Origin of the sequence: Bradyrhizobium sp. AT1 (genome assembly GCF_001590795.1) — a bacterium.
Taxonomy (GTDB): Bacteria; Pseudomonadota; Alphaproteobacteria; order Rhizobiales; family Xanthobacteraceae; genus Bradyrhizobium.
In genome coordinates this window covers 1,499,782-1,523,300 of sequence record NZ_JXDL01000001.1, presented here as the reverse complement: position 1 = coordinate 1,523,300, position 23,519 = coordinate 1,499,782, and the positions used below count along the sequence as shown (strand labels likewise).

Here is a 23,519-nt window from a genome sequence, read left to right as displayed (position 1 = left end):
CGCCCCTCCCGATGCCTTGAGGGCAGGGCGCCCTGCTTGAGTGATTTTCGAATTTGCGGCCGGAGGCGACCGGCACGCGAGGAGAAGACGATGAACCAAGAAATTATGAATCTCTTCAACCCGACGACGCCGGCTCAGGTCTTCGACCAGATCCGGATCTCGATCGCGTCTCCAGAGAAGATTCTGTCCTGGTCCTACGGCGAGATCAAGAAGCCGGAGACCATCAACTACCGTACCTTCAAGCCCGAGCGCGACGGCCTGTTCTGCGCCCGCATCTTCGGGCCCATCAAGGACTACGAGTGCTTGTGCGGCAAGTACAAGCGCATGAAGTACAAGGGCATCATCTGCGAGAAGTGCTCGGTCGAGGTCACGCTGTCGCGCGTCCGGCGTGAGCGTATGGGCCATATCGAGCTCGCGGCCCCCGTCGCCCACATCTGGTTCCTGAAGTCGCTGCCCTCGCGCATCGGCCTGCTGCTGGACATGACGCTGAAGGATCTCGAGCGGATCCTCTATTTCGAATACTACGTCGTGCTGGAGCCGGGCCTCACCGCGCTCAAGGACCGTCAGCTGCTGTCTGAAGACGAGTATCTGAAGGCGCAGGACGAGTACGGCCAGGACAGCTTCACCGCCATGATCGGCGCCGAGGCGATCCGCGAGCTGCTCAAGGGCATGGACCTCGAGAAGCTCGAGGCGAGCTTGCGCGTCGAGATGCAGGAGACCGACTCCGACATCAAGCACAAGAAGCTCGCCAAGCGCCTGAAGATCGTGGAAGCGTTCCGCCACTCCGGCAACAAGCCGGAATGGATGATCATGACCGTGGTCCCGGTGATTCCGCCGGACCTGCGTCCGCTCGTGCCGCTCGACGGCGGCCGTTTCGCGACCTCTGACCTCAACGACCTCTACCGCCGCGTCATCAACCGCAACAACCGCTTGAAGCGGCTGATGGAGCTGCGCGCGCCGGACATCATCATCCGCAACGAGAAGCGCATGCTTCAGGAAGCGGTCGATGCGCTGTTCGACAACGGCCGCCGCGGCCGCGTCATCACGGGCGCCAACAAGCGCCCGCTGAAGTCGCTCGCCGACATGCTCAAGGGCAAGCAGGGCCGCTTCCGTCAGAACCTGCTCGGCAAGCGCGTTGACTATTCGGGCCGTTCGGTGATCGTGGTCGGTCCCGAGCTGCGCCTGCATCAGTGCGGCCTGCCGAAGAAGATGGCGCTCGAGCTGTTCAAGCCGTTCATCTATTCGCGGCTTGACGCCAAGGGCCTGTCCACCACCGTCAAGCAGGCCAAGAAGCTCGTCGAGAAGGAGCGGCCCGAGGTCTGGGACATCCTGGACGAGGTGATCCGCGAGCATCCGGTGCTGCTGAACCGCGCGCCGACGCTGCATCGCCTCGGCATCCAGGCGTTCGAGCCCGTGCTGATCGAAGGCAAGGCGATCCAGCTTCACCCGCTGGTCTGCTCGGCGTTCAACGCCGATTTCGACGGCGATCAGATGGCCGTGCACGTCCCGCTGTCGCTCGAAGCGCAGCTGGAAGCGCGCGTCCTGATGATGTCGACCAACAACATCCTGCATCCGGCGAACGGACAGCCGATCATCGTGCCGTCGCAGGACATCGTGCTCGGTCTCTACTACGTCTCGATCATGCGCGAAGGCCTGCCCGGCGAGGGCAAGATCTTCGGCGACATGGCCGAGCTCGAGCACGCCCTGCACGCGAAGGTCATCCACCTGCACACCAAGATCAAGTACCGGTGGCAGGGCATGGACGAGACCGGCAAGGTCTCGACGCGCTGGATCGAGACTACCGCCGGCCGCGTCATGCTCGGCAATCTGCTGCCGAAGAACCCGCGGATCACGTACGAGATCATCAACAAGCTGATGACCAAGCGCGAGATCTCGGGCGTCATCGACCAGGTCTACCGTCACTGCGGCCAGAAGGAGACGGTGATCTTCTGCGACCGCATCATGGCGCTCGGCTTCTACAACGCGTTCAAGGCCGGCATCTCGTTCGGCAAGGACGACATGGTCGTGCCGCACTCCAAGTGGAAGATCGTCGACACCACCCGTACGCTGGCGAAGGATTTCGAGCAGCAGTACAACGACGGTCTGATCACCCATGGCGAGAAGTACAACAAGGTCGTCGACGCCTGGTCGAAGGCCACGGAAGAAATCGCCAAGGCGATGATGAAGGAGATCTCCTCCACCAAGAAGACGGCGAGTGGAGCGGATGCCGACATCAACTCGATCTACATGATGGCCCACTCCGGTGCCCGCGGTTCGCCGGCCCAGATGCGCCAGCTCGCCGGCATGCGCGGCCTGATGGCCAAGCCGTCGGGTGAGATCATCGAGACGCCGATCATCTCGAACTTCAAGGAAGGCCTCTCGGTTCTCGAGTACTTCAACTCGACCCACGGCGCCCGCAAGGGTCTCGCGGACACCGCGTTGAAGACGGCGAACTCGGGCTACCTGACCCGTCGTCTGGTCGACGTCGCGCAGGACTGCATCATCACGCAGAGCGACTGCGGCACCAAGCTCGGCATCAAGATGCGCGCCATCGTCGATGCCGGCACGGTGGTGGCTTCGCTCGGCTCGCGCATCCTCGGACGCACGGCCTGCGAAGACATCCGTGACAGCTCGGGCAAGGTGATCATCAAGCGCGATACGCTGATGGAAGAAAGCCATCTGGACGCCATCCAGCAGGGTGGCGTGCAGGAGGTGAAGATCCGCTCGGCGCTGACCTGCGAACTCGTCAACGGCATCTGCGGCATGTGCTACGGCCGCGACCTCGCCCGCGGCACGCCGGTCAACCACGGTGAAGCGGTCGGCGTCATCGCGGCGCAGTCGATCGGCGAGCCGGGCACCCAGCTCACCATGCGCACCTTCCACATCGGCGGTGCGGCGCAGCTCAACGAGCAGTCGTTCGTCGAAGCCAATTTCGACGGCAAGATCGTGATCCGGAACAAGGCCATCGCCCGAAACAGCGAAGGTCACCTGGTCGCGATGGTGCGCAACATGGTGGTGGCGATCGTCGATGCCGACGGCACCGAGCGTGCGACGCACCGCGTCCAGTACGGCTCGCGCCTGCACGTCGACGAGGGCGACACCGTCAAGCGCGGCCAGCGCATCGTCGAGTGGGATCCGTACACCCGTCCGCTTCTCACTGAAGTGGAGGGCACCATCGGCTTCGAGGACCTGATCGAAGGTCTGTCGATCTCGGAAACGCTCGACGAAGCCACCGGCATCGCCAAGCGCGTGGTCATCGACTGGCGTTCGACGCGCGGCGGCGGGGACCTGCGTCCTGCCATCGTGGTCAAGGGCAAGGACGGCAAGGTGCTCAAGCTCGCCCGTGGCGGCGATGCCCGCTACATGCTGTCGGTCGACGGCATTCTGTCCGTCGACATCGGAGCCAAGGTCCAGGCCGGCGACATCCTCGCCCGTGTCTCGACCGAAAGCGCCAAGACGCGTGACATCACCGGCGGTCTGCCGCGGGTGGCGGAACTGTTCGAGGCACGGCGTCCGAAGGATGCGGCGATCATCGCCGAAATCTCGGGCACCATCCGGTTCGGACGCGACTACAAGAACAAGCGTCGCATCTCGATCGAGCCGATGGACAAGACCGACGAGGCGCGCGAGTACCTGATCCCGAAGGGCAAGCACATCCACCTTCAGGACGGCGACGTCGTCGAAAAGGGCGACTTCATCGTCGAAGGCAACCCGGCGCCGCACGACATCCTCGCGGTCAAGGGCATCGAGGAGCTCGCGGCTTACCTGGTCAACGAGATCCAGGAGGTCTACCGGCTCCAGGGCGTGCTCATCAACGACAAGCACATCGAGGTGATTGTCCGTCAGATGCTCCAGAAGGTGGAAGTCACCGACCAGGGCGACACGGACATGATCTCCGGCGAGCAGGTCGACAAGATCGAGTTCGACGCGCTGAACGAGAAGGCCAAGGAAGAGGGCAAGAAGATCGCCACGGGTACGCCGGTTCTGCTCGGCATCACCAAGGCGAGCCTCCAGACCCGTTCGTTCTTCTCGGCGGCCTCGTTCCAGGAGACCACCCGCGTCCTCACGGAAGCGGCGGTCAACGGCAAGGTCGATCCGCTCGAAGGCCTCAAGGAGAACGTCATCGTCGGCCGTCTGATCCCGGCGGGCACCGGCGCCTCCATGGCCAAGATCCGCGAAGTCGCCATGAAGCGCGACAAGCTGATCCTGGACGAGCGCGAGAAGCAGGCGGCCGTGGTGTCCCCCGCGCCGGAAACGGAGCTTCCTGCGCTGCCGCCGGCGGAATGATGGTTCATCCGTAGGAATACCGAGGACAATGAAAAGGCCGGCGCAAGCCGGCCTTTTTGCTGCTTTCATTGCCTGTTGCGATGCGGGATCAACCTTTGTTCATCTTTCCTTCAGGCGCAAAAGCGCTTCTGCTAGGGGAGTTTAGACCGGTGGATCCCGTGACGGGGACAGGGCCGGAGACCACGGAACTCACATGCTTGATCTCGCAATCGTCGGCGGCGGCCCCGGTGGGCTGATGAGCGCCTGGTACCTGAAGCGCAAGCTCGGCGATCTCTGTCGCGTCACCATTTACGAGGCCTCCGACCGGCTCGGCGGCAAGATCGTCACGCGCAAGTTCGATTCGGCGCCTGCGATATACGAGGCCGGCGTTGCCGAGATCTACGACTACTCGATGACCGGGCCGGATCCGCTGCGCGAGCTGATTCAGCATTTCGGGCTGCAGACCATTCCGATGGATGCCGAGCAGGTGCAGTTCGGCGGCGAGCTGCTGAACGATGTGCCCGGCATGCGCCGCAAATACGGCGCCAAGACCGCGGCCGCGATCGAGGCGTTCCGCAAACGTTGTACCGAGGTGATGTCGCCGATCGAATATTACGAGGGCGTCGGCGCGCACGACAACGACAACCCCTGGGCCTACAAGACCGCCGAGCAGGTGCTCGACGAGGAGGTCGAGGACGAGACCGCAAAGCGCTTCTTCAAGGTGATGGCGCGCTCCGACATCGCGACCGAGAGCCACAACACCAACGGCCTCAACGCGCTCAAGAACTATCTGATGGATGTCGACGGCTATATCGGCCTCTATTCCATCCAGAACGGCAATGAGCAGCTGATCGAGTGCCTCCAGTCGGAGGTCAACGCCGACATCCAGCTCAATCACCGCGTGCTCGCCGTCGGCAAGGCGCCGACCGGCCGCTACCAGCTCAAGATGATGAACGGCAAGGGACCGGAGACGCGCGACTTCGATCTCGTGCTGGTCTGCCTGCCGCATTCCTGGCTCGCCACCTTGGGGTGGGAAGGCGAGCAGCTGCGCAAGTCGATGGTCAAGCACGTCTCCTATTTCGACCGGCCCGCGCATTACCTGCGCGTCTCGATCCTGTTCGACACCCCGTTCTGGGGCGAGAAGATCCCCGGCGCCTGGTTCATGTCGGAGGCTTTCGGCGGCTGCTGCGTCTACAACGAGGGCGCGCGCCACGACGTCGGCAAGCACGGCGTGCTGAACTGGCTGATTCCCGGCTCCGACGCGCTGGCCTTCGCCAATCTGTCGGACCAGGAGCTGATCGACGCCGCGCTGAAGTCGCTGCCGGCCTCGCTCGGCGATGCGCGTTCGCATTTCATGGAAGGCAAGATCCACCGCTGGCTGTCGTCGGTGAACGCGATCCCGGGTGGTCTGCCCGTGCGCGACGTCATGACCAACCACCGGCCGGAGCCGAAGGAGCATCCCGGCATCGTGGTGGTCGGCGACTATCTGTTCGACTCGACGCTGAACGGCTTGCTCGACTCCTCGGACGCGGCGACCGACATCATCCTGACCGAGATGATGCGCCTGCGCCGCCAGCGCGCGCAGGATGGCAAGCCGGTCTCCGACAAGATCGACCGCGACTATTTCGAGAACTATCGCGGCCTTGGTCCCTATCACGAGGCATGGCGCCACTTCACCGACCCCGACTATCTCACCAAGCTGCTCGGAATCGTCTGGGGCAAGACCAAGGGCGCCAAGCTGCTCGTCGCGGGCTCGGCCAGCGGTGAGCTGGTCGGCGCGCTGCGCGAGCGCGGCATCGATGCCTTTGGCATCGAGAACAACCGTGCCGTCCACGCCCGGACGCCGAAGGCGCTGAAGAAGTACAACAAGCTCGGCTCGATCACCGACATGCCGTTCAAGGACGGCGCGTTCGATTTCGTGTTCGAGACCAGCCTCTGCCATGTTTCCCCGAAGCAGGTGGTCCGCGCGATCAAGGAACTGAACCGCGTGGTCAAGACCGGCCTCGTGTTCGGCTCGATCACCTCGGACATGGCGCCGGCTCTGATCGATCGCTACGATCTCTTGCGCGGGGTCAAGAAGCTCGGCACCTGGTGGGAATGGTCCGAGCTGTTCTTCGGCAACGGGTTCGACCTCTCGATGCACCGCAAGGATTGCACCGACGCGCTCTGGGAGGCGACGCTCGCTGCCAACAAGGGGCCGGGGCAGTGGTACGCCGACGCCGACAGCCTGCGCTATTCCTTCTTCGACAAGGTCGAGGACGAGGATGACGATTAGCCGCTTGGAGCGAAAGCCTTCGCCAATTGTTTTGCCGAATTCATCTTGATCGCATAGAATCGGTGCAATAGCGGTTACCGCTATTTCCTGCTTTCTCTGCGGTCATGCCGGCCGTCAGCATCGGTTGGTTTCATGGCGTCCAAGCCCCTCCCGCCCGACAAACAGAAGCTCGCCGCGGAAGAGGCGGCCGAGCTCGACGACAAGCTCGCCGCGTCTGCCAAGTCGGGCCTCGAAGACGACGAGGACGACGAAGACGAGGGTGATGACGAGCTGGAGCTCGATGACGACGATGAGGACGAGGACCTCGTCGTCTTTACCGCGCGCGAGGCCGCCGGCGCGCTCGCGACCATCGTCGGGTTCGTCAAGCCCCATCTGACCAACTACAAGCGGATGCTGTCCTTCGTGGCGTTTGGCGTCTTCGTCGAGACGCTGTTCAACGTCATCATGCCGCTCAGCCTCAAGTTCCTGATCGACGACGCGCTCGGCGAGGAGGACTTCCAGGCGCTCTACAAGATCCTCGGCGTGCTCGCCGTCGCCGGCATCTTCACCTCGATCGTCGCCGTCTGGTACGAGCGCTGGGATGCGCGGCTGGCGGCCTGCATCATCTCGGATGTCCGCAGGCGCCTGTTCGAGCACGTCCAGGACCTGCCGACGGCCTATTTCGGCCGCACCAAGCGCGGCGAGATCCTGTCGCGCTTCTCGGTCGACCTCTCGGCCTTCGAAGGCTCGGTGAAGACCTTCGCCAACAGCGCCGCGCTGCCGTTTCTGGAATTGATCGCCGGCATCGTCCTGATGGTGTTCTTGAACTGGCAGCTCGCGGCGGTTGCGCTGCTCGTGTTTCCGATCACGCTGATCGGCCCGCGGATCCTGACGCCCAAGGCGGTGCAGGCCAATTACGAGCAGAAGCTCAACGAGAGCGCGCTGCTCGGCATGGTGCAGGAGAACGTGGCGGCGCAGGCCGTGATCAAGGCCTTCAGCCTGCAGCGCAAGATGTTCGGATTCTTCACCTTCCGTAACGACGAGACGCGCAACAAGATCGCCTCGGCCGCGTTCCTCTCGACCATGGTGGAGCGCACCGTGACCATCTCGGTGCTGTTGCTGCATCTCGTGGTGCTCGCGATCGGCGCGTATCTGGCGACCAAGGGCCAGATCACCATCGGCACCTTCGTGACCTTCGAGAGCGCGTTCTGGGAGGTCTCCTACAACATCGCCCATGTGATGCATTTCATCCCGGTGTCGATCTCCTCGGCCGCCGCGATCCGCCACATCCAGGAGCTGCTGGACCAGCCGACCCGCGCCGCCGATCGCCCTGGCGCGCCCGACCTGCCGCGCATCACCAACGACATCACCTTCGACCACGTCACTTTCCAGTACGAGGGCAGTCAGACGCCGGTGCTGGACAATCTCAGTCTCAAGCTCAATGCGGGCAAGCGCATCGCGATCGTCGGTCCGAGCGGCTCCGGCAAGAGCACGTTGCTCAACCTGATCCTGCGGCTCTACGTGCCCGATGAAGGGCGCGTCACCATCGACGGAGTCGATGTCCGCAAGGTGACGCTGGATTCGCTGCGCCGGAGCATGGCGGTGGTGTTCCAGGAGAACATGCTGTTCAACATGTCGATCCGCGAGAACATCCGGCTCGGCAAGGAGGGCGCGAGCGACGAAGAGGTGGAGGAGGCCGCCAAGAAGGCCGAGATCCACCGCTACATCATGAGCCTGCCGCAGCGCTACGACACGCCGGTCGGCGAGCGGGGCGATACCCTGTCGGGCGGCCAGCGCCAACGCATCGCGATCGCGCGCGCGATCATTCGCAACCCTTCGGTGCTGCTGCTGGACGAAGCCACCTCGGCGCTGGACCAGACCACGGAAGCTGCGATCAACCGGACGCTGCTCAAGGTCGCCAAGGGCCGCACCATGATCTGGTCGACGCATCGCCTGACCTCGGTGGTCGAGATGGACGAGATCATTGTGATTTCAGGGGGCAGGGCGATCGAACGCGGCTCGCATGCCCAGCTGCTCGCCAAGAACGGCACCTATCGCAAGCTGTGGAACGACCAGATCCACCAGCCGCACGGCGCGGCGGCTCTCGCCGACGACGGCGGGGACGACGAAGACGACCTCGAGGATGATGAGGACGAGGACGACGAGGAGTGACCGGGCCGCGCCGATTCTGTGATTCTGGTCTTCGGCGGTCGCGGAATCGTACCGATGAATTCCTCGATTCGAAAGCTCGGCCGGATAGCTCTCATGTGAATCGATTGGGATCGGATGTCCCGGACGTTGATCGCGCGGGCGACCTTTCGCCCAGCATGGTAACGTCCCGGCTGCCGATTGGCTGTCGAAGCGAAGAGTTTAACGCGCATTAACGCTTCAAGAGCCCAAAAAGGCCTTGAGGATCGTTATAAAATTATATTTCGCCCGGATTTAAATGTTCGGCAGGCTGGCGAACAGGGTGCTGCGCTCCTATATCAGGGGCAGGCGGTGAGGGCGGCAAATAGCGATTTTGACAGGCTCCAGAGCGCTTTGTGACTGTCGTTTCGCCTTGACTTGATCGATTCTCACGCATAGAAAGCGCCTCACTTAACGACAGGCGGTGAGCATCGCCAGCGTCGGAACGGGCCACCCGTTAGATCCCCCAGGACCAAAGCCGTAAGGGATCGCTCAGGACGGGCACCAACCTCGACGAATGCCGCTCAAACGCTGTCGATCATAGCTAGGCAATGCCAGTGCGATTCTAGTTCTCTTGAGCTCGTTCTCTTGAGATCGAATTCGGATGCATGACCTCAGTGCGCGGGCCGCGGCTTTATGCTGAACGGCCTCAATACTGCGGTCCTCTGTGGCGTCGAAGCGCTTTCCGCCCGTTGATGGGGCGGTTGGCGCGATTTCGCTTTGTGCGGATTGTTCCGTGCCAAGCGACCTCGTCGGGCGGGTAGCTCGAAAGAATTTGCAGTCCCGGCAACGGGCTGCGGCAAGACAGTGAATCCGAAGAGGGTTCGCGACAGAACAAAGGGTAAGGCCAGGATGCCGACGATCAACCAGCTGATCGCTCAACCGCGTGAAGTGCAGAAGTCGCGCAAGAAGGTGCCGGCGCTGCAGCAGTCGCCGCAGAAGCGTGGTGTTTGCACCCGCGTCTACACCACGACCCCGAAGAAGCCGAACTCGGCGCTTCGTAAGGTCGCCAAGGTGCGCCTGACCAACGGCTTCGAGGTGATCGGCTACATCCCCGGTGAGGGCCATAACCTCCAGGAGCACTCGGTCGTCATGATCCGCGGCGGTCGTGTCAAGGACTTGCCCGGCGTGCGTTACCACATCCTCCGCGGCGTGCTGGATACCCAGGGCGTCAAGAACCGTAAGCAGCGTCGTTCGAAGTACGGCGCGAAGCGTCCGAAGTAAGCGGGAACCAGCTCCATGTCTCGTCGCCACTCAGCGGAAAAGCGCGAAGTCCTTCCCGATCCGAAGTTCGGGAACATCATCGTCACGAAGTTCATGAACTCGGTGATGTACGCCGGCAAGAAGTCGGTCGCGGAAGGCATCGTCTACGGTGCGTTCGGCATCATCGAATCCAAGACCAAGCAGAACCCGCTCGGCGTGTTCGAGCAGGCCCTCGAGAACGTCATGCCGACGATCGAAGTGCGCTCCCGCCGCGTCGGCGGCGCGACCTACCAGGTTCCGGTCGAAGTTCGTTCGACCCGCCGTCAGGCGCTGGGCATCCGCTGGCTGATCTCCGCCGCGCGCGAGCGCAACGAGAAGACCATGACCGAACGCCTCTCGGCCGAGCTTCTGGACGCGTCGAACAATCGCGGAAACGCCGTCAAGAAGCGCGAAGACGTGCACCGGATGGCGGAAGCCAACCGCGCCTTCTCGCACTATCGCTGGTAACGGCGACACACGGAATCTAAGGAACACCCCATGCCCCGCGTTCATGCCATAGAGAATTACCGCAACTTCGGTATCATGGCGCATATCGATGCCGGCAAGACCACGACCACCGAGCGCATCCTCTATTACACCGGCAAGAGCCACAAGATCGGCGAAGTGCACGAAGGTGCCGCGACGATGGACTGGATGGAGCAGGAGCAGGAGCGTGGCATCACGATCACCTCGGCTGCGACCACTGCGTTCTGGGCCGGCAAGCGTCTGAACATCATCGACACCCCCGGCCACGTCGACTTCACCATCGAAGTCGAGCGTTCGCTGCGCGTGCTCGACGGCGCCGTCTGCGTGCTCGACTCCAACCAGGGCGTCGAGCCCCAGACCGAGACCGTCTGGCGCCAGGGCGACAAGTACAAGGTTCCGCGCATCGTCTTCGCCAACAAGATGGACAAGACCGGTGCCGACTTCTTCAAGTGCCTGGCCGACATCGTCGAGCGCCTCGGCGCCAAGCCGATCGCGATCCAGCTTCCGATCGGTGCCGAGAACAACTTCAAGGGTCTCGTCGACCTCGTGAAGATGCAGGGCATCATCTGGAATGATGAATCGCTCGGCGCGAAGTTCGATTACGTCGACATTCCGGAAGATCTCGTCGAGCAGGCCAAGGAATACCGCGAGAAGATGGTGGAAGCCGCCGTCGAGCTCGACGACGACGCCATGGCCGCCTATCTCGACGGCAAGGAGCCGGACGAAGAGACGCTGAAGCGGCTGATCCGCAAGGCGGTTCTGACCGGCGCGTTCTATCCCGTGCTGTGCGGCTCGGCCTTCAAGAACAAGGGCGTTCAGCCGCTGCTCGACGCCGTCGTCGACTATCTGCCGTCGCCGATCGACGTGCCCGCGATCAAGGGCACCGACGACCGCGGCAACGAGGTCGTGCGCAAGGCGGACGACAAGGAGCCGCTCGCGCTGCTCGCGTTCAAGATCATGGACGACCCGTTCGTCGGCACCATCACCTTCTGCCGCATCTACTCCGGCGTTCTGCAGAGCGGCACCGGCGTCGTGAACTCGACCCGCGAGAAGAAGGAGCGCATTGGGCGCATGCTCCTGATGCATGCGAACAACCGCGAAGACATCAAGGAAGCCTATGCCGGCGACATCGTCGCGCTGGCCGGCCTGAAGGAAGCGCGCACCGGTGACACGCTGTGCGATCCCGACAAGCAGGTGATCCTGGAGAAGATGGAATTCCCCGAGCCGGTCATCGAGATCGCGATCGAGCCGAAGTCCAAGGCCGACCAGGAAAAGCTGGGCGTGGCGCTGGCCAAGCTCGCCGCGGAGGATCCGTCCTTCCGCGTGTCGACCGACCAGGAGTCCGGCCAGACCATCCTCAAGGGCATGGGCGAACTCCATCTCGACATCAAGGTCGACATCCTCAAGCGCACCTACAAGGTCGACGCCAATATCGGCGCGCCGCAGGTTGCGTTCCGTGAGCGCGTCACCAAGAAGGCCGAGGTCAAGTACACCCACAAGAAGCAGACCGGCGGTACCGGTCAGTTCGCGGAAGTGTCGATCGTGGTCGAGCCGAACGAGCCCGGCAAGGGCTACGAGTTCGAGTCCAAGATCGTCGGTGGTGCGGTTCCGAAGGAATACATCCCCGGCGTTGAAAAGGGCCTCAACAGCGTGATGAGCTCTGGCGTGGTCGCGGGCTTCCCCGTGGTCGACGTCAAGGTTCAGCTCGTCGACGGCAAGTATCACGACGTCGACTCGTCGGCGCTCGCCTTCGAAATCGCATCGCGCGCGGCTTTCCGCGAAGCGCTGCAGAAGGGCAAGTCCGTCCTGCTCGAGCCGATCATGAAGGTCGAAGTGGTGACTCCGGAAGACTACACCGGCTCGGTCATCGGCGACCTGAATTCGCGGCGCGGTCAGATCCAGGGTCAGGACATGCGCGGCAACGCCAACGTCATCAATGCGATGGTGCCGCTCATGAACATGTTCGGTTACGTGAATAACCTGCGCTCGATGAGCCAGGGTCGCGCAACCTTCACCATGCAGTTCGACCACTACGCAGAAGCGCCGGCCAACGTGTCGGCAGAAGTCCAGAAGAAGTTTGCCTGATTGTCGTCGGTCACGAACTGACGATTGAACGGAGAGTCAAATGGCCAAAGCAAAGTTTGAACGTAACAAGCCGCACTGCAACATCGGCACCATCGGTCACGTCGACCATGGCAAGACGTCGCTGACCGCGGCGATCACCAAGGTTCTCGCCGAAGCGGGCGGTGCGACGTTCACCGCGTACGACCAGATCGACAAGGCGCCGGAAGAGAAGGCGCGCGGCATCACCATCTCGACCGCGCACGTCGAGTACGAGACGCCGAACCGCCACTACGCGCACGTCGATTGCCCCGGCCACGCCGACTACGTGAAGAACATGATCACCGGCGCCGCCCAGATGGACGGTGCGATCCTGGTCGTGTCGGCTGCTGACGGCCCGATGCCGCAGACCCGCGAGCACATCCTGCTCGCCCGCCAGGTCGGCGTGCCCGCGCTGGTCGTGTTCCTGAACAAGTGCGACATGGTCGACGATCCGGAACTGCTCGAGCTCGTCGAGCTCGAAGTTCGCGAGCTGCTCTCGAAGTACGACTTCCCGGGCGACAAGATCCCGATCATCAAGGGTTCGGCGCTCGCCGCTCTCGAAGACTCCGACAAGAAGCTCGGCCACGACGCCATCCTCGAGCTGATGAAGAACGTCGACGAGTACATCCCGCAGCCGGAGCGTCCGATCGACCAGCCGTTCCTGATGCCGGTCGAAGACGTGTTCTCGATCTCGGGCCGCGGCACCGTCGTCACCGGCCGTGTCGAGCGCGGCATCGTCAAGGTCGGCGAGGAAATCGAGATCGTCGGTCTGCGCGCCACGCAGAAGACCACGGTCACCGGCGTCGAAATGTTCCGCAAGCTGCTCGACCAGGGCCAGGCCGGCGACAACATCGGTGCGCTGCTCCGCGGCACCAAGCGTGAAGACGTCGAGCGCGGCCAGGTGCTGTGCAAGCCGGGTTCGGTCAAGCCGCACACCAAGTTCAAGGCCGAGGCTTACATCCTCACCAAGGAAGAGGGCGGTCGCCACACCCCGTTCTTCACCAACTACCGTCCGCAGTTCTACTTCCGCACCACCGACGTGACCGGTGTCGTGCATCTGCCGGAAGGTACCGAGATGGTGATGCCGGGCGACAACATCGCGATGGAAGTGCACCTGATCGTGCCGATCGCGATGGAAGAGAAGCTCCGCTTCGCGATCCGCGAAGGCGGCCGCACCGTCGGCGCCGGCGTCGTCGCCTCGATCATCGAGTAACAAGCGAATAGGGAATGGTGAGTGGCGAATAGGGAGTTCTATTCGCTACTCGCTACTCGCCACTCACTAGAGAAAGCACGGCAATGAACGGCCAAAATATTCGTATCCGTCTCAAGGCGTTCGACCATCGTATCCTCGATACGTCGACCCGCGAGATCGTGAACACGGCGAAGCGCACCGGCGCGCAGGTCCGCGGACCCATTCCGCTGCCCACCCGCATCGAGAAGTTCACCGTCAACCGTTCGCCCCACGTCGACAAGAAGAGCCGCGAGCAGTTCGAGATGCGCACTCACAAGCGTCTGCTCGACATCGTCGATCCGACCCCGCAGACCGTCGATGCTTTGATGAAGCTCGACCTGGCCGCCGGTGTCGACGTCGAGATCAAGCTCTAAGATTTTTTGGATCCCGTTCGCGCAAGCGGACAGAAAGAACAGGAAGCAAGCCGATGCGCTCCGGAGTGATCGCACAAAAGGTCGGGATGACGCGGGTCTTTACTGAGGCCGGCGAACATATCCCCGTGACCGTGCTGAAGCTCGGCAATTGCCAGGTCGTAGGCCACCGCACCGAAGAGAAGAACGGTTACGTCGCGCTCCAGCTTGGTTCTGGCGCCCGCAAGACCGTTTACATGCCCAAGGCTGAGCGCGGCCAGTTCGCGGTCGCCAAGGTCGAGCCGAAGCGCCGGGTCGAGGAATTCCGCGTCACCGCGGATGCCATGATCCCGGTCGGCGCCGAGATCCTTGCCGACCACTTCGTCGTCGGCCAGTTCGTCGACGTCACCGGCACCTCGGTCGGTAAGGGCTTCGCCGGCGGCATGAAGCGCTGGAACTTCGGCGGTCTGCGCGCCACCCACGGCGTCTCAGTCTCGCACCGCTCGATCGGTTCGACCGGTGGCCGTCAGGACCCCGGCAAGACCTGGAAGAACAAGAAGATGCCCGGCCACATGGGTGTCGACCGCATCACCACGCTCAACCTTCGCGTCGTTCAGCTCGATGTCGAGCGCGGCCTGATCCTCGTCGAGGGTGCCGTTCCCGGCTCCAAGGGCGGCTGGATTCGCGTGCGCGACGCCGTCAAGAAGCCGCTGCCGAAGGAAGCTCCGAAGCCCGGCAAGTTCAAGGTTGCGGGTGGCGAAGCCGAGGCTGCGGCCCAGCAGGAGGGTGCGTGAGATGGAATTGAAGGTCACCACCCTCGAAGGTAAGGAAGCCGGCTCCGTCCAGCTGTCCGACACCATTTTCGGTCTCGAGCCGCGCCAGGATATCATTGCACGTTGCGTGCAGTGGCAGCTCAACAAGCGCCAGGCCGGTACCCACAAAGCCAAGGGGCGCGCCGAGATCTGGCGCACCGGCAAGAAGATGTACAAGCAGAAGGGCACCGGCGGTGCTCGTCACGGCTCGGCCCGCGTGCCGCAGTTCCGTGGCGGCGGCCGTGCCTTCGGTCCGGTGGTGCGTTCGCACGCCACCGACCTGCCGAAGAAGGTCCGCGCGCTGGCACTGAAGCATGCGCTCTCGGCCAAGGCCAAGGACGGCGATCTCGTCGTGATCGAGAAGGCCGCGCTGGAAGCCGCCAAGACCAAGGCGCTGCTCGGTCACTTCTCGGGTCTGGGTCTGACCAACGCGCTGATCATCGACGGCGCCGAGCTCAACAACGGCTTCGCCGCTGCGGCTCGCAACATCCCGAACATGGACGTGCTGCCGATCCAGGGCATCAACGTCTACGACATCCTGCGCCGTCAGAAGCTCGTTCTGACCAAGGCCGCCATCGATGCGCTGGAGGCGCGCTTCAAATGACGAAGAACATCGAGGCTCGCCACTACGACGTGATCCTGTCGCCGGTCGTGACCGAAAAGGCGACGATCGCTTCGGAGCACAACAAGGTGCTGTTCAAGGTCGCCGCCAAGGCGACCAAGCCGCAGATCAAGGAAGCGATCGAGAAGCTGTTCGACGTCAAGGTCAAGAGCGTCAACACGCTGGTCCGCAAGGGCAAGACCAAGATCTTCCGCGGCAATCTCGGTTCGCAGTCGAACTCCAAGCGCGCGATCGTGACTCTCGAAGAGGGTCACCGGATCGACGTGACCACCGGTCTGTAAGGTCGCACGACGATGGCACTGAAGACATTCAATCCCACGACGCCGGGCCAGCGCCAGCTGGTCATGGTCGATCGTTCGGCCCTCTACAAGGGCAAGCCGGTCAAGGCGCTCACCGAAGGCAAGCACTCCTCGGGCGGCCGCAACAGCACGGGTCGCATCACTGTGCGTTTCCGCGGCGGTGGTCACAAGCGGACGCTGCGCACCGTCGATTTCAAGCGTGAGAAGGTCGACGTTCCCGCGACCGTCGAGCGGCTGGAATACGATCCGAACCGCAGCGGCTTCATCGCGCTGATCAAGTATCAGGACGGCGAGCAGGCCTACATCCTGGCGCCGCAGCGCCTGGCCGTGGGTGACACCATCGTCGCCGGCAACTATGTCGACGTGAAGCCGGGCAACGTCATGCCGCTCGGCAACATGCCGGTCGGCACGATCATCCACAACATCGAGCTCAAGATCGGGAAGGGCGGCCAGCTCGCCCGTTCCGCGGGTACCTATGCCCAGCTCGTCGGCCGCGACCAGGATTACGTGATCATCCGCCTGAATTCGGGCGAGCAGCGCCTGGTGCACGGCCGTTGCCGCGGCACGATCGGCGCGGTGTCGAACCCGGATCACATGAACACCTCGATCGGCAAGGCCGGCCGCAACCGTTGGCTGGGCCGCAAGCCGCATAACCGCGGTGTTTCGATGAACCCGATCGACCATCCGCACGGCGGTGGTGAAGGTCGTACCTCGGGCGGCCGCCACCCGGTCACCCCGTGGGGCAAGCCGACCAAGGGCAAGAAGACCCGGACCAACAAGTCGACCAACAAATTCATTCTCCTAAGCCGCCACAAGCGGAAGAAGTAAGGAACGCCGGACATGGTTCGTTCAGTCTGGAAAGGCCCGTTCGTCGAGGGTTCTCTGCTCAAGAAGGCAGATGCCGCCCGCGCGTCCGGCCGTCACGACGTCATCAAGATCTGGAGCCGTCGCTCGACGATCCTGCCGCAGTTCGTCGGCCTGACCTTCGGCGTCTACAACGGTCAGAAGCACGTACCGGTCGCCGTCAACGAGGAAATGGTGGGGCACAAGTTCGGCGAGTTCTCGCCGACCCGGACCTTCCATGGCCACTCCGGCGACAAGAAAGCCAAGAAGGCTTGAGGATTAAACGATGAGCAAACCCAAGCGCGAACGGAGCCTCGCCGAGAACGAGGCCAAGGCGGTCGCCCGCATGCTGCGGGTGAGCCCGCAGAAGCTCAACCTGGTCGCCCAGCTCATTCGCGGCCGGAAGGCGGCTGCTGCGCTCGCCGACCTGCAGTTTTCGCGCAAGCGGATCGCGGTCGACGTGAAGAAGTGCCTGGAATCGGCTATCGCCAACGCCGAGAACAACCACGACCTCGACGTCGACGATCTCGTCGTGGCGCAGGCCTTCGTCGGCAACGGCCTCGTGATGAAGCGCTTCGCCGCTCGCGGCCGTGGTCGCTCGGGCCGTGTCTACAAACCATTTTCGCAGCTGACGATCATTGTTCGTCAGGTCGAAGCTGAAGCCGCCGCTTAAGGGCGCAGGAGAACACGATGGGTCAAAAGATCAATCCGATCGGTCTGCGCCTCGGCATCAACCGTACCTGGGATTCCCGCTGGTTTGCCGGCAAGCAGGAATACGGCAAGCTGCTGCACGAGGACGTCAAGATCCGTGAGATCCTGCACAAGGAACTTAAGCAGGCAGCCGTCGCCCGCATCGTGATCGAGCGTCCGCACAAGAAGTGCCGCGTCACCATCCACTCGGCCCGTCCGGGCGTGGTGATCGGCAAGAAGGGCGCTGACATCGACAAGCTTCGCAAGAAGGTCGCGGACATCACCTCGTCCGACGTCGTCATCAACATCGTCGAAATCCGCAAGCCGGAGCTCGATGCGACGCTGGTGGCCGAGTCGATCGCTCAGCAGCTGGAGCGCCGCGTGGCGTTCCGCCGCGCCATGAAGCGCGCCGTGCAGTCGGCGATGCGTCTCGGCGCGGAAGGCATCCGCATCAACTGCTCGGGTCGTCTGGGCGGTGCGGAAATCGCGCGCATGGAGTGGTACCGCGAAGGTCGCGTGCCGCTGCACACGCTGCGCGCCGACATCGACTACGGCGTTGCGACCGCGTTCACGACCTTCGGCACCTGCGGCGTCAAGGTCTGGATCTTCAAGGGCGAGATCCTCGAGCACGATCCGATGGCCCAGGACAAGAGAATGGCCGAAGGCGAGACGGGTGGCAGTGGTGATCGTGGTGGCCGTCAGCGCCGCGATACGGCTGCAGCCTAAAGCCGCACAGGAATTTGAGGGCTCAAAGCCATGATGCAACCTAAGAAAACGAAGTTCCGGAAGGCGCATAAGGGCCGCATCCACGGCGTTGCGTCTTCGGGCGCGACGTTGGCGTTCGGCCAGTTCGGCCTGAAGGCGACTGAGCCTGAGCGCGTTACCGCGCGCCAGATCGAAGCCGCCCGCCGCGCGCTGACCCGTCACATGAAGCGCGCCGGCCGCGTCTGGATCCGCGTATTCCCCGACGTTCCGGTGTCGAAGAAGCCGGCCGAAGTCCGCATGGGCTCCGGCAAGGGTTCGCCGGAATTGTGGGTCGCGCGCGTCAAGCCGGGCCGGGTTCTGTTCGAGATCGACGGCGTCAACACCCAGACGGCGCGTGAAGCGCTGACCCTGGCGGCCGCCAAGCTGCCGATCAAGACGCGCTTCGTCGAGCGCATTGCGGAGTAATGGCCATGGCCCAGATGAAGATCGAAGACATCCGCGCGATGAGCCCCGACCAGCAGGACGACGCCGTCCTGAACCTCAAGAAGGAGCGCTTCAACCTGCGCTTCCAGCGTGCCACCGGGCAGCTCGAGAACACCTCGCGCCTGCGCGAGGCCCGCCGTGACATCGCCCGGATCAAGACCGTCGCCGCGCAGACGCGCGCGAAGAAGAAGTAAGAGGCTTACGAAGATGCCGAAACGTACTTTGCAGGGCGTGGTCGTCAGCGACAAGCAAGCCAAGACCATCGTGGTGCGCGTCGATCGCCGCTTCACCCACCCGATCTACAAGAAGACGATCCGCCGTTCGAAGAACTACCACGCGCACGACGAGAGCAACGAGTTCAAGCCGGGCGACATGGTGTGGATCGAGGAATCGAAGCCGATTTCGAAGTTGAAGCGCTGGGTCGTGATCCGGGGCGAACACAAGAAAAGCGCCTGATCTGTTGGCTTTAGCCGACTGACTTCAGGGAAATGTTGAGCGCCGGCTGGGCTGGCGCAAGAGAGAAGAGGACGAGGTGCATCAATGATTCAGATGCAGACCAACCTCGACGTGGCCGACAATTCTGGCGCACGCCGTGTCATGTGTATCAAGGTGCTCGGGGGCTCCAAGCGCCGCTACGCCACGATCGGCGACATCATCGTCGTTTCGATCAAGGAAGCAATTCCGCGTGGCAAGGTGAAGAAGGGCGACGTGATGAAGGCCGTCGTGGTGCGCGTCCGCAAGGACATCCGCCGCGCCGACGGTTCGGTCATCCGCTTCGACCGCAACGCCGCCGTTCTGATCAACAATCAGTCCGAGCCGGTCGGCACCCGTATCTTCGGGCCCGTGCCGCGCGAGCTGCGCGCCAAGAACCACATGAAGATCATCTCGCTCGCGCCGGAGGTGCTGTGATGGCTGCGAAGATCCGCAAGGGCGACAAGGTCGTCGTGCTGACCGGTCGCGACAAGGGCCGCACCGGCGAAGTGTTCGAAGTGCGCCCCGACGCCGGCACGGCGCTGGTGCGCGGCATCAACATGGTCAAGCGTCACCAGAAGCAGACGCAGGCCCAGGAGGGCGGCATCATCTCGAAGGAGTCGCCGATCCAACTGTCCAACATCGCGTATGTCGGCAAGGACGGAAAGCCGACCCGCGTCGGATTCAAGATTCTGGCGGACGGCAAGAAGGTCCGCATCGCCAAGAGCTCGGGAGCTGAGATCGATGGCTGAGGCCGCTTACACCCCGCGCCTGCGCGCGGAATACGATGCGAAGATCCGCACGGCCATGACCGAGAAGTTCGGTTATGAGAACGTTATGCAGGTTCCGCGCCTGGACAAGGTCGTGCTGAACATGGGCGTTGGCGATTCCGTCAACGACCGCAAGAAGGCCGAGACCGCCGCTGCCGAGCTGACCCAGATCGCCGGCCAGAAGGCGATCGTGACCTATTCGCGTATCGCGATTGCGACCTTCAAGCTGCGCGAGAACCAGCCGATCGGCTGCAAGGTCACGCTGCGCAAGGCCCACATGTACGAGTTCATCGATCGCCTGGTGACGGTCGCGCTGCCGCGCGTCCGCGACTTCCGCGGCCTGAACCCGAAGAGCTTCGACGGCCGCGGCAACTACTCGCTCGGCATCAAGGAGCACATCATTTTCCCCGAGATCGACTTCGACAAGGTCACGGAAGCCCGCGGCATGGACATCACCGTCTGCACCACGGCCAAGACCGACGAAGAGGCGAGGGCCTTGTTGACCGCTTTCAATTTCCCGTTCCGGCAGTGAGACGCTGACCTAAAGCCTCTCAAACGCGGATACCCAGGAGCCAAGCATGGCAAAGAAGAGTTCAGTCGAGAAGAACAACCGGCGCAAGCGGATGGTGAAGAACGCCGCCGCCAAGCGCGAGCGGTTGAAGGCGATCATCGCCGACAAGAAGCTGCCGATGGAGGAGCGGTTCGCCGCCACCCTGAAGCTCGCGGAAATGCCGCGCAATTCGTCGGCAACCCGCATCCGCCTGCGTTGCGAGCTGTCGGGTCGCCCGCGCTCGAACTACCGCAAGAACAAGCTGTCCCGTATCGCGCTGCGCGAACTTGGCTCCAAGGGCATGGTCCCGGGCCTCGTGAAGTCCAGCTGGTAAGGAGGGTCGTTTAGATGTCTACGCACGATCCAATCAGCGATCTGATCACCCGTATCCGCAACGCGCAGATGCGCTCCAAGACCAAGGTTTCCACGCCTGGTTCGAAGATGCGCGAGAACGTGCTCGAGGTCCTCAAGTCCGAGGGCTACATCCGCGGTTACGCCACGCTCGAGCACTCCTCGGGCCGCAGCGAGATCGAGATCGAGCTGAAGTATTTCGACGGCGAGCCCGTCATCCGCGAGATCGAACGTGTTTCCAAGCCCGGGCGTCGCGTCTACGCCTCGGTGAAGAACCTGCCGCGGGTCAACAACGGGCTCGGCATTTCGGTGTTGTCGACGCCGAAGGGGATCATGGCCGACCACAGCGCGCGCGACGCGAATGTGGGCGGTGAAGTCCTCTTCACGGTGTTCTGAGAAGGATTTTTCATCCATGTCACGTGTTGGCAAAAGGCCTGTGGCGGTGCCGTCGGGTGTTACCGCGACCGTCGATGGGCAGACCGTCAAGATGAAGGGGCCGAAGGGTCAGCTTCAGTTCGTCGTCCACGACGACGTCGAGGTGAAGCTCGAGAGCGGCCAGATCAAGGTCAAGCCGCGGCTCGAGACCAATCGCGCGCGCGCGCTCTACGGTACCGCTCGCGCCCAGGTCGCGAATCTGGTCGAAGGCGTCACCAAGGGCTTCGAGAAGAAGCTCGAGATCACCGGCGTCGGTTACCGCGCCGCGATGCAGGGCAAGAACCTGCAGCTCGCGCTCGGCTATAGCCACGACGTGATCTACACGATCCCCGAGGGGATCACGATCGCCGTGCCGAAGCCGACCGAAATCACGGTCTCGGGCAGCGACATCCAGCGTGTCGGCCAGGTCGCGGCCGAGATCCGCAGCTATCGCCCGCCGGAGCCCTACAAGGGCAAGGGCGTGAAGTATGTTGGCGAATTCATCTTCCGCAAGGAAGGCAAGAAGAAGTAACGGAGCCGGTCATGTCCAAAGCCAAGGTTACGAATGCCCGGCGCAAGCGGAGTGTGCGGCTGAAGCTGCGCCGCTCCGGTGGTGGCCGTCCGCGTCTGTCGGTGTTCCGCTCGTCCAAGCACATCTACGCCCAGGTCATCGACGACCTGAAGGGCGAGACGCTGGCCTCTGCCTCATCGCTCGAGAAGTCGATGCGCGACGGCGGCAAGACCGGCGCCGACATCGATGCGGCGAAGGCGGTCGGCAAGCTGCTGGCCGAGCGCGCCGCCGAGAAGGGTGTCAAGGAAGTCGTGTTCGATCGCGGCAGCTATCTCTATCACGGGCGCGTCAAGGCTCTTGCCGACGCGGCGCGTGAGAGTGGGCTGAGCTTCTAACGCAATTTGAGGATTGAGGCGCAAGCCTCTGAAGGATTGGAAAAATGGCAGAACGCGAACAGCGTGGTGGACGCGATCAACGCGGCGGCGGACGTGAACGCAGGGAGCGCGAGGAGCGCGACAGCGAGTTCGTCGACAAGCTCGTCCACATCAACCGCGTGGCCAAGGTCGTCAAGGGCGGCAAGCGCTTCGGTTTCGCAGCGCTGGTCGTGATCGGCGACCAGAAGGGCCGCGCCGGCTTCGGTCACGGCAAGGCGCGCGAAGTGCCCGAGGCGATCCGCAAGGCCACCGAGTCCGCCAAGCGCAACCTGACCCGCGTGTCGCTGCGCGAGGGCCGCACCCTCCATCACGACATCGCCGGCCGTCATGGCGCGGGCCGTGTCTACCTGCGTGCAGCTCCGGCCGGTACCGGCATCATCGCGGGCGGTCCGATGCGCGCCGTGTTCGAGACGCTCGGCGTCCAGGACGTGGTCGCCAAGTCGATCGGCTCGTCGAATCCCTACAACATGGTTCGCGCAACCTTCGACGCGCTGAAGCATCAGGATTCGCCGCGTTCGGTCGCAGCCCGCCGCAACATCAAGGTGTCCACTCTGCAGTCGCGCCGTATCGGTGGCGATGCCGAGGCGGCTGCCGACTAACGGAAGCTGGAGTAGACTCCCATGGCCAAGGACGCCGCTAAGTCCAGCAAGACGATCAAGCTCGAGCAGATCGGCAGCGCGATCCGCCGCCATCACTCGCAGCGCTCGACGCTGATCGGGCTCAAGCTCAACAAGATCGGTCGCACCAGCGAACTGCAGGATACCCCGGCAGTCCGCGGCATGATCGAGAAGGTTCACCATCTCGTCCGCATCGTCGACGAGAAGTAAGAAGCGGCGTGCGATCCCGAGAAGCGGGCTACCCGTTCTCGGTGAAGATCGTGCGCAAGACACAAGGAGAAGGGCGATGAAGCTCAGCGATATCGCCGACAACGCCGGCTCGCGCAAGAAGCGTATGCGCGTCGGCCGCGGCATCGGTTCGGGCAAGGGCAAGCAGTCCGGCCGCGGTGGCAAGGGCCAGACCGCGCGTTCGGGCGTGCGCATCAAGGGTTTCGAAGGCGGCCAGATGCCGATGCATCGCCGTCTGCCCAAGCGCGGCTTCAACAACATCTTCCGCGTCGAGCTCGCCGAGATCAATCTCGACCGGCTCCAGGAAGCGGTCGATGCCAAGAAGATCGACGCCGGCAGCGTCGTGAACGTCGAGGCCCTGGTGAAGGGCGGCGTGCTGCGTCGCGCCAAGGGCGGCTTGCGGCTGCTCGGCCGCGGCGAGCTCAAGTCGAAGCTCAACATCGAAGTGCACGGCGCCTCCAAGACCGCGATCGCCGCGGTCGAGAAGGCCGGCGGTTCGGTGAAGATCCTCGCCCCTGCCAAGGAAGAAGGCGAGGCGGCGTAACAACTGCGTCATTGGCCCGCGGCTCGCGGGCCTTTACGCATGAGGGACGTGGACTT

General features: G+C 63.2%; 28 protein-coding genes. All 28 read left to right on the top strand.

Features of this window, described 5'->3' with window-relative positions; genetic code table 11:
* Positions 1-90: 90 nt before the first annotated feature.
* On the top strand, positions 91-4,287 hold the full coding sequence (rpoC, locus tag SE92_RS07310; RefSeq protein WP_063195100.1) for a DNA-directed RNA polymerase subunit beta': 4,197 nt from the start codon (positions 91-93) through the stop codon (positions 4,285-4,287).
* Between the two features lie 193 nt (positions 4,288-4,480).
* On the top strand, positions 4,481-6,541 hold the full coding sequence (locus tag SE92_RS07305; protein WP_063195099.1) for an FAD-dependent oxidoreductase: 2,061 nt from the start codon (positions 4,481-4,483) through the stop codon (positions 6,539-6,541).
* Positions 6,542-6,673: 132 nt separating this feature from the next.
* Positions 6,674-8,692: an ABC transporter ATP-binding protein gene (locus SE92_RS07300; RefSeq protein WP_063195098.1), complete on the top strand. Its 2,019-nt coding sequence runs from the start codon at positions 6,674-6,676 to the stop codon at positions 8,690-8,692.
* Between the two features lie 867 nt (positions 8,693-9,559).
* Positions 9,560-9,931 carry a 30S ribosomal protein S12 gene (rpsL, locus tag SE92_RS07295; protein WP_007603006.1) on the top strand — a complete coding sequence of 124 codons (372 nt, stop codon included), beginning with the start codon at positions 9,560-9,562 and terminating at the stop codon, positions 9,929-9,931.
* 15 nt (positions 9,932-9,946) lie between these two features.
* Positions 9,947-10,417: a 30S ribosomal protein S7 gene (gene rpsG / locus SE92_RS07290; protein WP_008136420.1), complete on the top strand. Its 471-nt coding sequence runs from the start codon at positions 9,947-9,949 to the stop codon at positions 10,415-10,417.
* A gap of 30 nt (positions 10,418-10,447) precedes the next feature.
* Positions 10,448-12,520: an elongation factor G gene (gene fusA / locus SE92_RS07285; RefSeq protein ID WP_063195097.1), complete on the top strand. Its 2,073-nt coding sequence runs from the start codon at positions 10,448-10,450 to the stop codon at positions 12,518-12,520.
* Positions 12,521-12,560: 40 nt separating this feature from the next.
* Positions 12,561-13,751 carry an elongation factor Tu gene (gene tuf, locus SE92_RS07280; protein ID WP_008136415.1) on the top strand — a complete coding sequence of 397 codons (1,191 nt, stop codon included), beginning with the start codon at positions 12,561-12,563 and terminating at the stop codon, positions 13,749-13,751.
* Positions 13,752-13,834: 83 nt separating this feature from the next.
* On the top strand, positions 13,835-14,143 hold the full coding sequence (gene rpsJ / locus SE92_RS07275) for a 30S ribosomal protein S10 (protein WP_002712302.1): 309 nt from the start codon (positions 13,835-13,837) through the stop codon (positions 14,141-14,143).
* Between the two features lie 53 nt (positions 14,144-14,196).
* A complete protein-coding gene (rplC, locus tag SE92_RS07270) occupies positions 14,197-14,913 on the top strand; it encodes a 50S ribosomal protein L3 (RefSeq protein ID WP_018322262.1) in 717 nt (238 codons plus the stop codon).
* Between the two features lies 1 nt (position 14,914).
* Entirely contained in the window at positions 14,915-15,535 is a 621-nt protein-coding gene (gene rplD, locus SE92_RS07265) for a 50S ribosomal protein L4 (RefSeq protein WP_020508797.1), read from the top strand.
* A complete protein-coding gene (locus SE92_RS07260; RefSeq protein WP_063195096.1) occupies positions 15,532-15,834 on the top strand; it encodes a 50S ribosomal protein L23 in 303 nt (100 codons plus the stop codon). Before rplD ends, SE92_RS07260 begins: the two co-directional genes overlap by 4 nt.
* 12 nt (positions 15,835-15,846) lie before the next feature.
* Positions 15,847-16,680 carry a 50S ribosomal protein L2 gene (gene rplB, locus SE92_RS07255; protein ID WP_061026880.1) on the top strand — a complete coding sequence of 278 codons (834 nt, stop codon included), beginning with the start codon at positions 15,847-15,849 and terminating at the stop codon, positions 16,678-16,680.
* A 12-nt stretch (positions 16,681-16,692) separates the two neighbouring features.
* Positions 16,693-16,971 (top strand): 30S ribosomal protein S19, encoded by a 279-nt coding sequence (rpsS, locus tag SE92_RS07250; protein WP_008136357.1) that lies wholly within the window; start codon positions 16,693-16,695, stop codon positions 16,969-16,971.
* A gap of 10 nt (positions 16,972-16,981) precedes the next feature.
* Positions 16,982-17,368: a 50S ribosomal protein L22 gene (gene rplV, locus SE92_RS07245; RefSeq protein WP_008136353.1), complete on the top strand. Its 387-nt coding sequence runs from the start codon at positions 16,982-16,984 to the stop codon at positions 17,366-17,368.
* 17 nt (positions 17,369-17,385) lie between these two features.
* Complete coding sequence (rpsC, locus tag SE92_RS07240; protein WP_014494500.1) at positions 17,386-18,111, top strand: 30S ribosomal protein S3; 726 nt, start codon at positions 17,386-17,388, stop codon at positions 18,109-18,111.
* 30 nt (positions 18,112-18,141) lie between these two features.
* Positions 18,142-18,555: a 50S ribosomal protein L16 gene (gene rplP, locus SE92_RS07235; protein WP_008136349.1), complete on the top strand. Its 414-nt coding sequence runs from the start codon at positions 18,142-18,144 to the stop codon at positions 18,553-18,555.
* Positions 18,556-18,560: 5 nt separating this feature from the next.
* Entirely contained in the window at positions 18,561-18,767 is a 207-nt protein-coding gene (gene rpmC, locus SE92_RS07230; RefSeq protein WP_026202715.1) for a 50S ribosomal protein L29, read from the top strand.
* Between the two features lie 13 nt (positions 18,768-18,780).
* Positions 18,781-19,029, top strand: a complete 249-nt coding sequence (rpsQ, locus tag SE92_RS07225) for a 30S ribosomal protein S17 (RefSeq protein ID WP_007603028.1) — start codon at positions 18,781-18,783, stop codon at positions 19,027-19,029.
* A gap of 84 nt (positions 19,030-19,113) precedes the next feature.
* Positions 19,114-19,482, top strand: coding sequence for a 50S ribosomal protein L14 (gene rplN, locus SE92_RS07220; protein ID WP_007603030.1), 369 nt, complete (start codon positions 19,114-19,116; stop codon positions 19,480-19,482).
* Complete coding sequence (gene rplX / locus SE92_RS07215) at positions 19,482-19,796, top strand: 50S ribosomal protein L24 (protein ID WP_007603031.1); 315 nt, start codon at positions 19,482-19,484, stop codon at positions 19,794-19,796. Before rplN ends, rplX begins: the two co-directional genes overlap by 1 nt.
* The gene (gene rplE, locus SE92_RS07210) at positions 19,789-20,346 is read left to right on the top strand and encodes a 50S ribosomal protein L5 (RefSeq protein ID WP_018322267.1); all 558 of its coding nucleotides are present in this window, start codon (positions 19,789-19,791) and stop codon (positions 20,344-20,346) included. Before rplX ends, rplE begins: the two co-directional genes overlap by 8 nt.
* A 46-nt stretch (positions 20,347-20,392) precedes the next feature.
* Complete coding sequence (gene rpsN, locus SE92_RS07205; protein WP_018322268.1) at positions 20,393-20,698, top strand: 30S ribosomal protein S14; 306 nt, start codon at positions 20,393-20,395, stop codon at positions 20,696-20,698.
* Positions 20,699-20,712: 14 nt separating this feature from the next.
* The gene (gene rpsH / locus SE92_RS07200) at positions 20,713-21,111 is read left to right on the top strand and encodes a 30S ribosomal protein S8 (RefSeq protein ID WP_018322269.1); all 399 of its coding nucleotides are present in this window, start codon (positions 20,713-20,715) and stop codon (positions 21,109-21,111) included.
* 16 nt (positions 21,112-21,127) lie between these two features.
* Positions 21,128-21,661, top strand: coding sequence for a 50S ribosomal protein L6 (rplF, locus tag SE92_RS07195; protein ID WP_063195095.1), 534 nt, complete (start codon positions 21,128-21,130; stop codon positions 21,659-21,661).
* Positions 21,662-21,672: 11 nt separating this feature from the next.
* A complete protein-coding gene (gene rplR, locus SE92_RS07190; protein WP_007603036.1) occupies positions 21,673-22,035 on the top strand; it encodes a 50S ribosomal protein L18 in 363 nt (120 codons plus the stop codon).
* Positions 22,036-22,079: 44 nt separating this feature from the next.
* Positions 22,080-22,673, top strand: coding sequence for a 30S ribosomal protein S5 (gene rpsE, locus SE92_RS07185; protein WP_025036985.1), 594 nt, complete (start codon positions 22,080-22,082; stop codon positions 22,671-22,673).
* Positions 22,674-22,694: 21 nt separating this feature from the next.
* A complete protein-coding gene (gene rpmD / locus SE92_RS07180; protein ID WP_008136329.1) occupies positions 22,695-22,901 on the top strand; it encodes a 50S ribosomal protein L30 in 207 nt (68 codons plus the stop codon).
* Between the two features lie 76 nt (positions 22,902-22,977).
* A complete protein-coding gene (gene rplO, locus SE92_RS07175; protein WP_063195094.1) occupies positions 22,978-23,463 on the top strand; it encodes a 50S ribosomal protein L15 in 486 nt (161 codons plus the stop codon).
* The last annotated feature ends 56 nt before the right edge of the window (positions 23,464-23,519 follow it).

Excerpts from the sequence above, each read along its gene's own strand:
- rpoC (WP_063195100.1), top strand. The coding sequence starts at position 91 with ATGAACCAAGAAATTATGAATCTCTTCAACCCGACGACGCCGGCTCAG.
- SE92_RS07305 (WP_063195099.1), top strand. The coding sequence starts at position 4,481 with ATGCTTGATCTCGCAATCGTCGGCGGCGGCCCCGGTGGGCTGATGAGC.
- SE92_RS07300 (WP_063195098.1), top strand. The coding sequence starts at position 6,674 with ATGGCGTCCAAGCCCCTCCCGCCCGACAAACAGAAGCTCGCCGCGGAA.
- rpsL (WP_007603006.1), top strand. The coding sequence starts at position 9,560 with ATGCCGACGATCAACCAGCTGATCGCTCAACCGCGTGAAGTGCAGAAG.
- rpsG (WP_008136420.1), top strand. The coding sequence starts at position 9,947 with ATGTCTCGTCGCCACTCAGCGGAAAAGCGCGAAGTCCTTCCCGATCCG.
- fusA (WP_063195097.1), top strand. The coding sequence starts at position 10,448 with ATGCCCCGCGTTCATGCCATAGAGAATTACCGCAACTTCGGTATCATG.
- tuf (WP_008136415.1), top strand. The coding sequence starts at position 12,561 with ATGGCCAAAGCAAAGTTTGAACGTAACAAGCCGCACTGCAACATCGGC.
- rpsJ (WP_002712302.1), top strand. The coding sequence starts at position 13,835 with ATGAACGGCCAAAATATTCGTATCCGTCTCAAGGCGTTCGACCATCGT.
- rplC (WP_018322262.1), top strand. The coding sequence starts at position 14,197 with ATGCGCTCCGGAGTGATCGCACAAAAGGTCGGGATGACGCGGGTCTTT.
- rplD (WP_020508797.1), top strand. The coding sequence starts at position 14,915 with ATGGAATTGAAGGTCACCACCCTCGAAGGTAAGGAAGCCGGCTCCGTC.
- SE92_RS07260 (WP_063195096.1), top strand. The coding sequence starts at position 15,532 with ATGACGAAGAACATCGAGGCTCGCCACTACGACGTGATCCTGTCGCCG.
- rplB (WP_061026880.1), top strand. The coding sequence starts at position 15,847 with ATGGCACTGAAGACATTCAATCCCACGACGCCGGGCCAGCGCCAGCTG.
- rpsS (WP_008136357.1), top strand. The coding sequence starts at position 16,693 with ATGGTTCGTTCAGTCTGGAAAGGCCCGTTCGTCGAGGGTTCTCTGCTC.
- rplV (WP_008136353.1), top strand. The coding sequence starts at position 16,982 with ATGAGCAAACCCAAGCGCGAACGGAGCCTCGCCGAGAACGAGGCCAAG.
- rpsC (WP_014494500.1), top strand. The coding sequence starts at position 17,386 with ATGGGTCAAAAGATCAATCCGATCGGTCTGCGCCTCGGCATCAACCGT.
- rplP (WP_008136349.1), top strand. The coding sequence starts at position 18,142 with ATGATGCAACCTAAGAAAACGAAGTTCCGGAAGGCGCATAAGGGCCGC.
- rpmC (WP_026202715.1), top strand. The coding sequence starts at position 18,561 with ATGGCCCAGATGAAGATCGAAGACATCCGCGCGATGAGCCCCGACCAG.
- rpsQ (WP_007603028.1), top strand. The coding sequence starts at position 18,781 with ATGCCGAAACGTACTTTGCAGGGCGTGGTCGTCAGCGACAAGCAAGCC.
- rplN (WP_007603030.1), top strand. The coding sequence starts at position 19,114 with ATGATTCAGATGCAGACCAACCTCGACGTGGCCGACAATTCTGGCGCA.
- rplX (WP_007603031.1), top strand. The coding sequence starts at position 19,482 with ATGGCTGCGAAGATCCGCAAGGGCGACAAGGTCGTCGTGCTGACCGGT.
- rplE (WP_018322267.1), top strand. The coding sequence starts at position 19,789 with ATGGCTGAGGCCGCTTACACCCCGCGCCTGCGCGCGGAATACGATGCG.
- rpsN (WP_018322268.1), top strand. The coding sequence starts at position 20,393 with ATGGCAAAGAAGAGTTCAGTCGAGAAGAACAACCGGCGCAAGCGGATG.
- rpsH (WP_018322269.1), top strand. The coding sequence starts at position 20,713 with ATGTCTACGCACGATCCAATCAGCGATCTGATCACCCGTATCCGCAAC.
- rplF (WP_063195095.1), top strand. The coding sequence starts at position 21,128 with ATGTCACGTGTTGGCAAAAGGCCTGTGGCGGTGCCGTCGGGTGTTACC.
- rplR (WP_007603036.1), top strand. The coding sequence starts at position 21,673 with ATGTCCAAAGCCAAGGTTACGAATGCCCGGCGCAAGCGGAGTGTGCGG.
- rpsE (WP_025036985.1), top strand. The coding sequence starts at position 22,080 with ATGGCAGAACGCGAACAGCGTGGTGGACGCGATCAACGCGGCGGCGGA.
- rpmD (WP_008136329.1), top strand. The coding sequence starts at position 22,695 with ATGGCCAAGGACGCCGCTAAGTCCAGCAAGACGATCAAGCTCGAGCAG.
- rplO (WP_063195094.1), top strand. The coding sequence starts at position 22,978 with ATGAAGCTCAGCGATATCGCCGACAACGCCGGCTCGCGCAAGAAGCGT.